We start from the raw sequence: 13,135 nt of genomic DNA, 5'->3' as shown, positions 1-13,135 counted from the left end.
GCGATGAATGACGACGGCCCCGGCGTACCACCGCCAGGGCCGTCGACCTACCTCGAATGCCGACAACTCAGCCGGGCAGGCCCTGCTCTTCGATCGGCAGGGGCGCGGGGCCCTTGATGCTGGGCTGTGCCATCGGGATTGGCGGCGTTCCCGGTGCGGTCGTGACGGTGCTGGTGGTGCCCGTCGACATCTCGGAGTCGGCTACTGCGCCCGGCGCGGCCTGCGCGATGGTCGCGCCGACGATGCCGAGGGTGACCATGGCGCCACCGGCGATTGCCGCGAACGTCCTTGTGCTACTGGAACTCATGGGACTGCTCCTTCTTCCAAACGTTCATTAGTCCTTCGACATAACTGACGAATGGAAGCGGGTTTTTATTCCACCACGAGCCGAACTAGCCGGGGTGACGGTGCTCACGAGGCAGTGCTTGGGAGACGCGCTGCGGGCACGTCACCAGACGCGGACCCAGTCGACGAGCATGTCCGCCGGATACGTGCCGCCGGCGGGATCTCCGCCCCCTGAGCCGGCGACCGCCAGATTCAGCATCGGGGACAGCTGGTAGCCCGGGTCGTTGAACGGCCAATCGTCCAGCGAGTTGGCCGGAACGGTGAAGTACGGCTCCATGCCCGGTGCGTAGTCGCGCCAAAAGTACATCCCGGCGTCGGTCCACGTGCAGCGCCAGACGTGCCACGCGCTGTCCACGTCGAACGGCTGGGTGGCGAACGACGTCCCGTCCAGCCGGGCGTGAACCGTCGACCCCGACGGCCAGCTGCCGTTGCCGTACCACTCGACGACGTCGATCTCACCGCCGCGAACGGGATCGTTGTTGAGCAGCCACCACGCGGGCCAGCAGCCCAGAGTCAGGCAGTCGAACTTCACCCTGGCTTCCCACGTGAGCCCGATGCCGCCGCGCCACGTGCCGGTGAGCTTGCCGCTGAAGTACTTTCCGTTCTCCTTCGTCGCGCGGATGACGAGGTTGGAGTTGCCGTCGAGGAAGACGTTGCGGCGGTCGTTGCGGTACTGCCCCATGTTCTCGGGGCGGTCCCAGAACACCGGGTTCTTGATGGTCTCGCGGGCGGTGGCGACGGTCCACTTCGACGGGTCGGGGGCCGAGCCAGCTGGTCCGTCGAACTCGTCGTGGAAGAGGAAGGCGGGGGTGGCCGTCTCCGGCGGTCCGGGTACCGGTCCTGGTACCGGCGGCGCGGCACCTGCGGTGGGTAACGGGATTGCTGCGGCCAGCAGGCCCAGCCCCGACATGAACAGAAGGTTTCGACGATCCATCTCCGGCACAGCGACACGATAGAGCCCAACTGCCCCATCGCGCGCGATCCGCGCGGGTGATTAATTCGATCGCCACCGGCAACGGTCCGTGGCACTCTCGTCCCCGACGCGCCAATCGCAGGTCTACCAGCGCCTTCTCGACGGCTCGCTGCGAGAGCAGCGCGAGCTCGCGCTCACCCTGTTCGGTCCGCGCGGCGCGCACCTGGTGGGCGACTGGCTGGACGACGAGTTCGCGAAGCTCGACGATCCGACCTGCGTCCGCCTGTTCACCGACCGCGTCGTCCAGACGTCACGCGGCGTCCTCCTCGGCGGGACCGCTTCTACGGACGCGACGTCACCAGGCCCTTCGTCGAGGTGGTCGGGCACGACTTCGACGACCTCGACGCACTCCGGGACTGCGTCCAGCGTGAATGGTCGGCGTTCCTGCTACTCCCCTGACATCCCGAGCAGCGCCTCCGCGTTTCCGTGAGCGATTGCGCCGCGCTGCTCGTCGGTGAGATCGGCCTGCTCCAGGAACTCGGAGACGTTGTCCCGCACCACGTATGGGTAGTCCTCAGAGTGGATGATCCGGTCGGCACCGATCTCGGCAACGAAGAAGTTCAGCTGGTTCTGGCTGAACATCCCGGACGGCGTCGCCCACACCTGCTCGCGGTAGTACTCACTCGGTATGCGGTCCAGGTGGTCGGTCCACCCGACGACCTCGTCGAGGCGGTCGAGCCAGCCCGCAACCAGCTCACCCCAATGTCCGCTCAGGAGCTTGAGATTGGGGTGTCTGTCCAGTGCGCCAGACAGAATGAGCCGCAGGACGTGGATGCCCGCCTCGGCGTGCCAGCCGAACGCCGGACCCGCGAACAGGAAGTGCACCGCCGCAGGCCAAGTGCCTGCGTAATACGGCGTCGAGACGGCCTTTTCGGGCATGCCGGGGTGGACGTAGATCGGCAGGTTCACGGTCTCTGCCGTCGCGAGAACCGGGTCGAATCTCGGGTCGTCGAGGAAGGCTCCCGCAATGCTTCCGTGGGTGAGCGCCCCCACGAAGCCCAGCTCCTCGACGCACCGCCGCAACTCGTCGGCCGCCTTGGCAGGATCGTAGAGCGGCAGCGTCGCGAACCCCCGGAACCGGGCCGGATGCTCCGATATCTGTTGCGCCAGAGCGTCGTTCACCGTCCGGCACAGCTCAACGGCATCCGGAAGCGCCAGGTTCCCCGGGCTGTTCGCACCATGGGAGACCACCTGGACGTCGATGCCGACGGCGTCCATGTGGGCGAGGCGTTTGCCGGCGAGCCGTTCGGCCGATTCGCGGTCGGGCATGAAGGTGCCGAGGAACTCGCCGAACCCGGCGTCTGGCGTGATCGGCCCCAACCCCGACAATTCGAGTACTCGCGCCACCGACTCCGGGTGGTGGAAGTGCTCTTCGACGGTGATGATGCGCATCGTTCCTTCTTACGCCCCGAAGCTCGTGACGGACCTGCGAGAGTGCGATGGTGTAACGATGACCGGAGACGTGGCCGTAATTGGAGCAGGCCCGGGCGGCCTCGTCGCGGCGCGGTGGCTCGCGTCGCAGGGATTCGAACCGACGATCTTGGAAAAGAACGCGGAGCTCGGCGGCCAGTGGGCGGGCCTGGCGGGCGCGAGCGGTGTGTGGCCAGGCATGCACACCAACACCAGCCGCATCCTGACCGCCTTCAGCGACCTGGAACCGCTCGGTCGCGACGTCTTCCCGGCCGGGACGGAAATCCTCGACTACCTGCAGCGGTACGCGGACGCGTTCGGCCTGTTGCCGAGGATCCGGTTCGACACCGCCGTCGACCACCTCGGTCGCGACGGCGACGGCTGGCTTCTGCGGCACGGCGGGGACGAAAGCCGATTCGACCGCGTGGTGGTGGCCAGCGGCCGGTTCCACGCCACCGCGGTTCCGCCGGTGCCGGGCCTCGGCACCTTCACCGGCGCTGCGGGCACCTCGACCACGTATCAGTACCGAGGATCGAAGTCCCTGCGCGGCAAGCGAATCTTGATCGCCGGATGCGCCGTAAGCGCACTCGAGGTGGCCGCCGAGCTCGCCCAACAGGGTGCCGCCAAGGTCGTCGTCACCCAACGGCGTCAGCGATACGTCCTGCCGAAGTACGCGGCGGGCGTACCGTCGGACCACCGAATCTTCACCCGCTACGGCGTACTCGCGAGTGAGACGCTGCCCCCCGCCGAGGTGGACCGCCAGCTCAGGGAGATCGTCGTGGAAGCGGGCGGCAGCCCGGAGCAGTACGGTGCTCCCGCCCCCGACCCGTCGCTCTTCGCCGCCGGGGTCACGCTCAGTCAGCAGTACCTTCCACTGGTCGCCGAGGGTCGAATCACGGTGCGGCCCTGGATGACGTCCGTCGCGGGCACCACGGTCACCTTCGCCGACGGATGCTCCGAGGAGTTCGACGGGATCGTGTTCGGCACCGGGTTCGATCTCAGCCTGCCGTTCCTGAGCGAAGAGATCCAGAAGCTTGTCGGCCTCGATGCTGTACACCTCGACGCCGACCGGCACACGTTCCATCCCGACCTTCCCGGTTTGGCGTTCCTGGGAATGTGGGACCAATCGGGCGGATATTTCGTGCCAATGGAGTTGCAGGCCAGGTGGATCGCGTACGCGTGGGGTGGCACCATACCGGCGCCGACAGAAGCGGACCAGCGTCGCGCGGTCCAGCTCTGCCAGTCGAGGCGCGGCCTGCCTCAGAAGAGCCGAATGAACGTGGCTGCGTTGGGTTTTGCCAGGGCGGCCGGGGTTGAGCCACGGGTGGACGACTGGCCGGAGCTGCGTCGCGCGCTGCTGTTCGGCCCACTCGCCCCCAGTCAGTTCCGGTTACACGGCCCCGACGCCCTGCCCGACGCCGCGGAGCGGTTCGCGCGCGACGCCGCCGCGTTCGGCGCCATCACCTCGAACGAGGACACCGAACGCGAACGTGCCTACTGGTCGCTGGTGCGGGCGGCGTCCGTCACCTGATCAGGAGACGTGGCGCAACTGGGCGGTGAACATCCACCGCTGCTTCTCCAACCCCTCGAGGATCGTGTGCAAGATGTCGGCGCTCGTCGGGTCCTGGTCGTCGACCTCGTCGTGGAGTGCACGAATGACGTTGACCACGCCGAGGATTCGATCGGCGATGACCGCGACCGCCCGTTCGACGCCGACCTCGCCGGCGGGAAAGGCCTCCAGCGAGGTGGTCGTGGCGACGGTGCCCGTGCGTCCGTCGGGGACGGACTCGAGGGCGCGCATGCGCTCGGCCACCGAATCGGCGTAGTCGCGGGCGGCGTCGACGAGCTCGTCGAGTTCCAGATGGGTGGACCGGAAGTTGGGGCCGACCAGCGTCCAGTGCGCCTGCTTGGCCTGGTTCTGCAACTCCAGGAGTCCGACGAGGACGGTCTGCAGGTCGGCGGCGAGTGCCGGCGAGGCGACGAATTCTCCGGCGAGAACGTCGTGGTTGGTGATGGTCATCGTTCCTCCTCCTAGGTGATCGAGCTGTCACCACCCTACGCCTTGTTTTGAGTTAATCAATACAGTGAATGACTCATCGACTTGGTTAGGTCATGCTAAGCTGGCTTCATGGACGCCACCGACGCGAACAACCGGTACAAGCAGGAGCTGCGCGGCGCGGCACTGCGGGCGACCTCGGGCCGGATGGCCGTGCTGCGCGCGCTGGAGTCCTCCCCGCACGCCACGGCGGAGACGGTGTTCGCGCTCATCTCCGGCGACCTGCCAGGTACGTCCCCGCAGGCCGTCTACATGGTGCTCAACGACCTCACCCGGGTCGGCCTCATCCGGAGGTTCGAACCGGCGGGTTCGGCAGCATTGTACGAGCGGCGCATCGGCGACAACCATCATCACCTGGTCTGCGACTCGTGCGGCATGGTGCAGGACGTCGACTGCGCGCTCGGCCAGGCACCATGCCTGACCCCCAGCGGCGACGACGGGTTCCGGGTGCGCGAGGCCGAAGTCACCTTCTGGGGTCTCTGCGAGCGTTGTCAGGCAAGCCCGGCCGACGTCACGACCTGATCGCGAGCGTGGCGACGCGGCCGTGGTCGGTGAAGGTGAAAAGAAACGTCAGAACCGCTGGGCGGCAGGGGAACTCGCCGGAGATCTCGGCACGCGCGACATGCTCGTCATGCAACACCGTCGACGCTCCCCTCGGGGGAGAGAATCACCCGAGGCATGCAGGGACGCTTGAGCATCGGCGCGTCTGGGGCCGGGTCCAACCACTCGCCATCCCGCCGACCGAGCTGGCAGTCACCGTGCACCGCGGGCCGATCGCATCGACCCCGTCAGCGAGTGCGGCTACGGTGGGCTAGCCAGACCCGTGTCCCCCGCAGAAGGAGAGTCGCCACCCATGACCGTGACCGTCGGGATAGGACCGGTCAGCTTCGGCGACGTGGTGGCAGTCGCCCGCGAGGACGCCCAGGTGGTGCTCTCCGAGGAGTCGGCCGCCGCCATCGACGCCAGCCGCGAGACGATCGAGGCGCTGGCCAACGACCCGACCCCGGTGTACGGCGTCTCGACCGGCTTCGGCGCCCTGGCGACGCGACACATTCCCAAGGAGAGCCGTACCCAGCTGCAGCGCAGCCTGATCCGCTCGCACGCAGCGGGATCCGGCCCCGAGGTCGAGCGCGAAGTCATCCGCGCCATGATGCTGCTGCGACTGTCGACGCTGGCAACTGGACGCACCGGGGTCCGCCGCGACACCGCCCAGGCCTACGCGGATCTGATCTCGACCGGGCTGACGCCGGTGGTGCACGAGTACGGCAGCCTCGGTTGCTCCGGTGACCTGGCACCGCTTGCCCACGTGGCACTTTCGGTGATGGGCGAGGGTTACGTGCGCACCCGATCCGGGGAGATCAAGCCGTCGGCGCACGCCCTGGCCGAACACGGCCTGTCCCCCGTCACCCTGGCCGAGAAGGAGGGCCTCGCCCTCATCAACGGCACCGACGGCATGCTCGGTCAACTGGTCCTGGCACTGGCCGACCTCGAACACCTGCTGCGGCTGGCCGACGTCGCGGCCGCGATGAGCGTCGAGGGCCAGCTCGGCACCGACCGCGTCTTCGCCGCCGACCTTCAGCAGCTGCGGCCCCACCCTGGCCAGGGGGCGGCCGCGGCCAACATGACCCGGCTGCTCGCGGGCTCCGGGGTCGTCGCCAGCCACCAGACCCCCGACTGCACGCGGGTCCAGGACGCCTACTCGCTGCGCTGCGCACCGCAGGTGGCGGGCGCGGCCCGAGACACCGCCGCGCATGCGCGCATGGTCGCCGAGCGTGAACTCGCCAGCGTCATCGACAATCCCGTCGTCACCCTCGACGGTCGGGTCGAGTCCAACGGCAACTTCCACGGTGCGCCCGTGGCCTACGTGCTCGACTTCCTGGCGATCGTGGTGGCCGACGTAGCCAGCATCAGCGAGCGACGCACCGACCGCTTCCTCGACGTCAACCGCAGCCACGGCCTCAACCCGTTCCTCGCCCACGACCCAGGCGTCGACAGCGGCCACATGATCGCGCAGTACACCCAGGCCGGGATCGTCTCCGAACTCAAACGACTGGCGAACCCCGCCAGCGCCGACTCGATCCCGTCGTCGGCCATGCAGGAGGACCACGTCTCCATGGGCTGGTCGGCCGCCCGCAAGTTGCGCCGCGCCGTCGACGGGCTCACCACCGTGCTGGCGATCGAAGTGCTCACCGCCGCAAGGGGTCTGGACATGCGCCGACCGTTGGCGCCGTCACCCGCCACGGGCGCGGTGATCGCCGCGTTGCGGGAACGGGTCGAAGGCCCCGGTCCGGATCGCTTCCTCGCACCGGAGATCGCCGCGGCGGTCGGGCTGGCCCGATCAGGCGCCCTGGTCCGCGCCGCCGAAGGCGTCGTCGGCCCCCTGGCCTGATACTGCTCAGGCCGGCCCGTAGAGGTTGCCGCGGCGGATGTCTTCGCGGCACTCCACGCGTGACTGACCGGTCTGCTGCACGCAGACGCGCACCTGCTCCTCGATGCCCTCCGGGTAGACCTCGTCATTGGGTCCTGGGGTGACGGTCGGGGACGGCACGACACCGGAGACGAGTGACCACATGATGGTGTTAGCCGGCGGCAGCCGGGCACAGTAGGCCTTCTGGCCCGTGTCGGAAATGCCTGCGGCACCGAGTATTTGACAGTCCGCGCCGACGAGCACCACCGGCATTGCGGGTGCCGACGCCGACGGCTGCGCGACCTTCGAACTCTGGTCGCGCGCGATGAAGATGCCCGCGACGACGCCCCCGATCAGCAGCAATCCGACGGCCACCACGGCCGCGACGCCCAGCCACCACAACCGGCCCCGCGCGCTCTTCGCGGAGGAACCCGCCGACCCGAGCCGACTGGCCAGCACCGTGTCGTCTACTCCGGAGGTGTCACCGTGCCCGTCGAGGTGCCGAGCCAACGCCTGGGCAAACTCGGTGCAGCTGTCGTAGCGGTCGGCAGGTGACTTCGCCAGCGCCTTCGACAGCACCGGCCCCAGCTCGGAGAGCTCGGGCTTGCGTTCGGCGATCGCCGGCGGCGGCGCGCTAACGTGTCGGCTGATGACCACGGCGGGATTGCGATCCAGGTACATGTGCGAACCCGTCAGCAACTCGAATGCCGTTGCGGCGAGCGAATATTGGTCGGCCCGACCGTCGAGCGTCTGGCCCATCAACTGTTCCGGCGCGGCGTAGGCCACCGTGCCGACGGCCATGTTCGTCTCGGTCAGTCCGCTCGCGTCGTCCACCCGGCGCGCAATCCCGAAGTCCGCCAGCAGTGCCCGCCAGCGGTCGGAGTCCATGTTGGCAAGGAGGATGTTCGCGGGTTTGACGTCACGGTGCAGCAGTTGGCGTTGGTGCGCGTAGTCCAGCGCGTCGGCCACCGCGCCGATGATGCGCACGACGTCGGCAGGCGGCAACCCGCTGCGGTAGTCCTTCTCCTTCAGCAGCTGCCCGGCGTCGGTGCCCTCGACGTAGTCCATAGCGATCCACAGCCGGCCCTCGTCCTCGCCGCGATCGTGGACGGCGACGACGTTCTGGTGCCACAGCGCGGCGACGTTCTGGGCCTCGCGGTTGAACCGCTCGCGGTACTCGTCGTCGCTGGAGACGGCCAACGCCATCACCTTCAACGCATCCTGACGCGGCAACCGGGGATGTTGGGCCAGGTAGACCTCGCCCATTGCGCCGGCACCCAGCAGTCGCACGATGGCGTAACCGGCGAACGTCGACCCGTCGGCGAGTGGCATGCGAGGCATCCTACTGAGGCGGCCCCGCCCCGCTACCGCAAACCGGGGTGCGTCACTCCTTGGGGGTTGAGAGGTCGTACACCGTGACGGTCCCGACGGTCGTCGGAGTGAAGTTGGCGGCCACCCAGTTGGCGATGTCGGCGTGCGCCGACCGACCGCCGAAACCACCGGGCCGGTGGTCGGCCGTGTGGGCGACGTAGTAGCCGATCCGGTGGTTGGCGACGTCCTGCTGGAACTGACCCAGGGTCGGAGTCGGGTCGCTGCCGCCGAAGCCGCCGATCGCCATCACCGCGGTGTCGGTGGCCAGCTCGAGGCTCGCCGCGGCCGACGATCGGTCGACGGCCGCCGAGAAGTCGGTGTTGGTCGCGCGCAGCATGGCGTCCAGTTGCGCGTCGTCGTCGTCTTGATCCCATCCACCGTGACGTTGCCCGTCCGCGGCGGCGGGTCCGACCATGGGCATGCCTCCGGTGTGCGGCTGGCCGAGGGTGGCGACCGAATAGGCGCCGGTCCCCAGCACGGCGCCGAGTAACCCGACTGCCAGCGCGGCGACGGCGAGGTGTCGCCCCACCCGAGGCCTGAGCGAGACGACGAGGCCGACGGCCGCGATCGCGCTCACCGCGAGGATCGTCCACCGCAGCGCGGGCAACCACTCGGCGTTGCGCCCGAGCAGCCACCAACTCCAGACCCCGGTGCCGAGGACCATTGCGACCAGTCCGCTGCGTCCAAGCCAGGAGTCACGTCGGCCCCACGCCTCACCGACGCCGAGCGCGACCATGCCGCCGACCGCTGGCACGAAGGACAGGCAGTAGTACGGGTGGACCATGCTCTTCATGTAGCTGAGCACCAGCCCGTCGACCAGCATCCAGACCCCGAACACGACGGCGCCCGCGCGGGTGAGGTCGGTGCGCGGGGCGCGCCACCGCGAGACGAGCACCAGCACCAGCGCCACCAGCGCCGCGGGCAGCAGCCAGCCGATCTCGAAACCGAACTCTCCGGTGAACAGGCGGGTCAGTCCCGGGGAGTTGGCGCCAAGCCCACCGAAGCCGCCGTGATGGCCGTGGTTGACCTCGAACGGGGTGTCCGCCGCGGCGCCCACCACCGGGTTGAGGTGAAAGCCGCTGTTGCCGTTGCCGAGAACGCGGGCGAACCCGTTGTACCCGAGGACCAGGTTCATGAAGTTGTCGTCGGTCGACCCGGCGATGTAGGGCCGTGACGACGCGGGCCACAGCAGGGTGAGGACGACGAACCACCCCGCCGAGACCAGGAAGGCTACGAGCGCGCCCAGGAGGTGCAACACCCGCCTGCCGAAGGTGGTCGGCGCGGCGATCAGGTACATCAGACCGATCGCAGGCATCACCATGATGCCTTCGAGCATCTTGGCGAGGAACGCGAATCCGAGTGCGACGCCGGCCAACGCGATCCACGTCGCACTGGCGCGCTCGAGTGCCCGCACCGCGCAGTAGACCGCGGCCGTCATCAGCAACACCATGACCGCGTCGGGGTTGTTGAAACGGAACATCAGCGCCGCTACGGGAGTCAGGGCGAAGGCGAACCCGGCGAGCAGTGCCGCGTTCGGCCCGCCGACCCGCCGGACCGCCGCGTACAACAGGGCCACCGTGGCGACGGCCATCAACGCCTCGGGGATCAACATGCTGGCGCTGCTGAAGCCGAAGATCTGCCCGGACAGGCCCATCACCCACTGCGACACCGGCGGCTTGTCGACGGTGATGAAGTTCTGGGCGTCCAGCGACCCGAACAGCAGTGCCTCCCAGTTCTTCGATCCGGCCTGCGCGGCGGCGGCGTAGAACTGGTTGCCCATCCCGTTGACGGTGATGTTCCACAGGTAGGCGACGGCGGTGAACGACAGCAGAACGCCGAAGCCGACACGGTCCCGACGTTCCCGCGGCGGCGCCGCTCCTGGCCATTCGTCACTCGCCGAGACGGGCAATTCCAATGTCGTTGTCACACTGACAGTTAGACAGGCTGACCGTCGGTGAGCCTGTGAGGTGCACCCGAAATCGCTGAGATGGGTGAATCGAAACGCCCCGCGTGGCAAGCGCCATACACTCGCACCATCACCGGCAAACATGCTCGACGAGGAGCTTGAACACATGACGATGACCGAATCGGACGTCCAGGCCAGCACATCCTTCGACGACGACCTCGCCGCGACGCAACGGTACTTCGACAGTCCACGCTTCGAGGGGATAGTCCGTCTGTACACCGCACGGCAGGTCGCCGAGCAGCGCGGCACCATCCCTACCGACTACCCGGTGGCCCGCGAGGCGGCAGGCGCGTTCTACGCCCGCCTCCGCGAACTCGCCGCCCAGCAGAAGAGCATCACCACCTTTGGCCCCTACTCGCCAGGGCAGGCCGTGACGATCAAGCGGATGGGCATCGAGGGCATCTACCTTGGCGGCTGGGCGACGTCGGCGAAGGGCTCCATCAGCGAGGACCCGGGGCCCGACCTCGCCAGCTACCCCCTGAGCCAGGTGCCCGACGAAGCCGCCGGCTTGGTGCGGGCGCTGCTCACGGCGGACCGCAACCAGCAGTACCTGCGCCTCAAGATGACCCCCCAGCAGCGGGCGGCCACGCCTGCGGTCGACTACCGGCCGTTCATCATCGCCGACGCCGACACCGGCCACGGCGGAGACCCGCACGTGCGCAATCTGATTCGTCGCTTCGTCGAGTCCGGTGTTCCCGGCTACCACATCGAAGATCAACGACCCGGCACCAAGAAGTGCGGCCACCAGGGCGGCAAGGTCCTGGTGCCGTCCGACGAGCAGATCAAGCGCCTCAACACCGCGCGCTTCCAACTCGACATCATGCGGGTGCCCGGCATCATCGTGGCGCGGACCGACGCCGAGGCGGCGAACCTGATCGACAGTCGCGCCGACGAGCGCGACCAGCCGTTCCTGCTCGGCGCCACCAACCTCAAGGTCCCGCCATACAAGGCCTGCTTCCTGGCCCTTATGCGCAGCTTCCACGCCAAGGGCGTCACCGACCTGCGCGGTCACCTGCTCTACGCACTGCCCGACGGGGAGTACGCGGCCGCCGACGCCTGGCTCGAACGCCAGGGCGTCGCCAAGCTCGTCACCGATGCGGCGGCGTCGTGGAAGAGGGGCGACGAGACCTCGGTCGACGACCTCTTCGACACCGTCGAGTCGCATTTCGTCGATGCGTGGCAAGCCGACGCGGGCCTCGAGACCTACGGCGAGGCCGTGGCCGAGATGGTGGCCTTCCGCGAGCGCGAGGGCGAGCCGGTGGCACTGACCCCCGCACAGTGGCGTGAGTTCGCCAAGACTGCGTCGCTCTACGCCGCGCGCGAGAAGGCCAGGGAACTAGGCGTCGACGTGCCGTGGGACTGCGAACGGGCCAAGACCCCGGAGGGCTACTACCAGGTGCGCGGCGGCATCCCGTACGCGATCGCAAAGTCGCTGGCGGCCGCGCCGTTCGCCGACATCCTGTGGATGGAGACCAAGACCGCCGACCTGGCCGACGCCAGGGAATTCGCCCGCGCGATCCGCGCCGTCTACCCCGACAAGATGATGGCCTACAACCTGTCTCCTTCGTTCAACTGGGACACCACCGGCATGACCGACGACGAGATGCGCGCCTTCCCCGAGGAGATCGGGAAGATGGGATTCGTCTTCAACTTCATGACCTACGGCGGCCACCAGATCGACGGCGTCGCCGCCGAGGAGTTCGCCACCGCCCTGCGGCAGGACGGGATGCTGGCGCTGGCGCGCCTGCAACGGAAGATGCGGCTCGTCGAGTCGCCGTACCGCACCCCGCAGACGCTGGTCGGCGGCCCGCGCAGCGATGCCGCGCTGGCCGCGTCGTCGGGGCGCACCGCCACCACCAAGTCGATGGGCAAGGGCTCCACGCAGCACCAACACCTGGTCCAGACCGAGGTGCCGAAGAAACTGCTGGAGGACTGGCTGGCGCTGTGGGGTGAGCACTACCAGCTCGGCGAGACGCTGCGCGTGCAGTTCCGACCGCTACGCGCGGGTGGCGAAGTGCTCGAATTGGGCATCTACGGCGACGGCGAGGACAAGCTCGCGAACGTGCTCGTCGACCCCATCAAGGATCGCAACGGCCGCAGCATCCTGACGGTGCGCGACCAGAACACCTTCGCCGAGCACCTGCGCCAGAAGCGGCTCATGACCCTGGTGCACCTTTGGCTGATCAACAGGTTCAAGGCGGACGCGGTGTACTACGTGACGCCGACGGAGGACAACGTCTACCAAACGGAGAAGATGAAGTCGCACGGCATCTTCTCGGGCGTCCACGAGGACGTCGGCGAGATCGTGGTTGCCGACGTCAACCAGCCGCGCATCGACGAGCTGTTGGCGCCGGACCGCGAGGCGCTGATGCGGTTGGTTCGCAAGGAGGACTAACTCGCCTGTTTCAAAGGGAGTTCACAGGCGGCGCTTCGGCGGTCATTACATTCCGTCGCCACGCTGGGGTCATGATCGCTTCCCTGCTTGCCGTGGTCGCCGGACTCGGCGTGATGGTCCTCGCGGAGCTGAACTGGCAGCGCGCGCTCAACTCCGCCACCGATGCCGGCCTGGTCGCCAGGCCGACCGGAGAGGTGACGCTCGTGCCCTAG

12 protein-coding genes are annotated in these 13,135 nt (G+C 68.2%); 6 read left to right on the top strand and 6 right to left on the bottom strand.

What is annotated here, in order from left to right; all coding sequences use genetic code 11:
- Positions 1 to 67 precede the first annotated feature (67 nt).
- Positions 68 to 307 carry a hypothetical protein gene (locus B1790_RS24270; protein WP_079925834.1) on the bottom strand — a complete coding sequence of 80 codons (240 nt, stop codon included), beginning with the start codon at positions 305 to 307 and terminating at the stop codon, positions 68 to 70.
- 141 nt (positions 308 to 448) lie between these two features.
- Positions 449 to 1,279 carry a family 16 glycosylhydrolase gene (locus tag B1790_RS24265; RefSeq protein WP_079925833.1) on the bottom strand — a complete coding sequence of 277 codons (831 nt, stop codon included), beginning with the start codon at positions 1,277 to 1,279 and terminating at the stop codon, positions 449 to 451.
- 88 nt (positions 1,280 to 1,367) lie between these two features.
- On the opposite strand from B1790_RS24265, the gene B1790_RS24260 reads away from it, so the two are divergent.
- Positions 1,368 to 1,748, top strand: a complete 381-nt coding sequence (locus tag B1790_RS24260; protein WP_079925832.1) for a hypothetical protein — start codon at positions 1,368 to 1,370, stop codon at positions 1,746 to 1,748.
- Here B1790_RS24260 and B1790_RS24255 read toward each other — a convergent pair.
- On the bottom strand, positions 1,706 to 2,710 hold the full coding sequence (locus B1790_RS24255; RefSeq protein WP_079925831.1) for an amidohydrolase family protein: 1,005 nt from the start codon (positions 2,708 to 2,710) through the stop codon (positions 1,706 to 1,708). The two genes, B1790_RS24260 and B1790_RS24255, sit on opposite strands and share 43 nt — an antisense overlap.
- Before the next feature lie 58 nt (positions 2,711 to 2,768).
- Between B1790_RS24255 and B1790_RS24250 the strand changes: the two genes are divergently transcribed.
- On the top strand, positions 2,769 to 4,259 hold the full coding sequence (locus tag B1790_RS24250) for an NAD(P)/FAD-dependent oxidoreductase (RefSeq protein ID WP_079925830.1): 1,491 nt from the start codon (positions 2,769 to 2,771) through the stop codon (positions 4,257 to 4,259).
- Here the strand turns inward: B1790_RS24250 and B1790_RS24245 are convergent, their stop codons facing one another.
- Positions 4,260 to 4,748, bottom strand: coding sequence for a Dps family protein (locus B1790_RS24245; protein ID WP_079925829.1), 489 nt, complete (start codon positions 4,746 to 4,748; stop codon positions 4,260 to 4,262).
- A 108-nt stretch (positions 4,749 to 4,856) separates the two neighbouring features.
- Between B1790_RS24245 and B1790_RS24240 the strand changes: the two genes are divergently transcribed.
- The gene (locus B1790_RS24240; protein WP_079925828.1) at positions 4,857 to 5,306 is read left to right on the top strand and encodes a Fur family transcriptional regulator; all 450 of its coding nucleotides are present in this window, start codon (positions 4,857 to 4,859) and stop codon (positions 5,304 to 5,306) included.
- Between the two features lie 331 nt (positions 5,307 to 5,637).
- Entirely contained in the window at positions 5,638 to 7,173 is a 1,536-nt protein-coding gene (gene hutH, locus B1790_RS24235; protein WP_079925827.1) for a histidine ammonia-lyase, read from the top strand.
- Between the two features lie 6 nt (positions 7,174 to 7,179).
- Here the strand turns inward: hutH and B1790_RS24230 are convergent, their stop codons facing one another.
- Both B1790_RS24230 and B1790_RS24225 read right to left on the bottom strand, forming a co-directional pair.
- The gene (locus tag B1790_RS24230) at positions 7,180 to 8,523 is read right to left on the bottom strand and encodes a serine/threonine-protein kinase (RefSeq protein WP_079925826.1); all 1,344 of its coding nucleotides are present in this window, start codon (positions 8,521 to 8,523) and stop codon (positions 7,180 to 7,182) included.
- A gap of 52 nt (positions 8,524 to 8,575) precedes the next feature.
- Positions 8,576 to 10,489, bottom strand: a complete 1,914-nt coding sequence (locus B1790_RS24225) for a glycosyltransferase family 39 protein (RefSeq protein WP_233165295.1) — start codon at positions 10,487 to 10,489, stop codon at positions 8,576 to 8,578.
- Positions 10,490 to 10,634: 145 nt separating this feature from the next.
- Between B1790_RS24225 and aceA the strand changes: the two genes are divergently transcribed.
- Together aceA and B1790_RS34790 are read left to right on the top strand one after the other, a co-directional pair.
- Positions 10,635 to 12,923 (top strand): isocitrate lyase ICL2, encoded by a 2,289-nt coding sequence (aceA, locus tag B1790_RS24220; protein WP_079925845.1) that lies wholly within the window; start codon positions 10,635 to 10,637, stop codon positions 12,921 to 12,923.
- A gap of 71 nt (positions 12,924 to 12,994) precedes the next feature.
- A complete protein-coding gene (locus B1790_RS34790; protein WP_158083876.1) occupies positions 12,995 to 13,135 on the top strand; it encodes a hypothetical protein in 141 nt (46 codons plus the stop codon).

Source organism: Mycobacterium sp. AT1 (genome assembly GCF_002043095.1).
Lineage (GTDB): Bacteria > Actinomycetota > Actinomycetes > Mycobacteriales > Mycobacteriaceae > Mycobacterium.
Note: the sequence above shows the minus strand (reverse complement) of the source record. Positions and strands in the feature narration are given on the sequence as shown.

Coding starts and splice junctions, on each gene's coding strand:
- B1790_RS24245 (WP_079925829.1), bottom strand. CDS start 4,748: ATGACCATCACCAACCACGACGTTCTCGCCGGAGAATTCGTCGCCTCG.
- B1790_RS34790 (WP_158083876.1), top strand. CDS start 12,995: ATGATCGCTTCCCTGCTTGCCGTGGTCGCCGGACTCGGCGTGATGGTC.
- aceA (WP_079925845.1), top strand. CDS start 10,635: ATGACGATGACCGAATCGGACGTCCAGGCCAGCACATCCTTCGACGAC.
- B1790_RS24270 (WP_079925834.1), bottom strand. CDS start 307: ATGAGTTCCAGTAGCACAAGGACGTTCGCGGCAATCGCCGGTGGCGCC.
- B1790_RS24240 (WP_079925828.1), top strand. CDS start 4,857: ATGGACGCCACCGACGCGAACAACCGGTACAAGCAGGAGCTGCGCGGC.
- B1790_RS24230 (WP_079925826.1), bottom strand. CDS start 8,523: ATGCCACTCGCCGACGGGTCGACGTTCGCCGGTTACGCCATCGTGCGA.
- B1790_RS24255 (WP_079925831.1), bottom strand. CDS start 2,710: ATGCGCATCATCACCGTCGAAGAGCACTTCCACCACCCGGAGTCGGTG.
- B1790_RS24250 (WP_079925830.1), top strand. CDS start 2,769: ATGACCGGAGACGTGGCCGTAATTGGAGCAGGCCCGGGCGGCCTCGTC.
- hutH (WP_079925827.1), top strand. CDS start 5,638: ATGACCGTGACCGTCGGGATAGGACCGGTCAGCTTCGGCGACGTGGTG.
- B1790_RS24265 (WP_079925833.1), bottom strand. CDS start 1,279: ATGGATCGTCGAAACCTTCTGTTCATGTCGGGGCTGGGCCTGCTGGCC.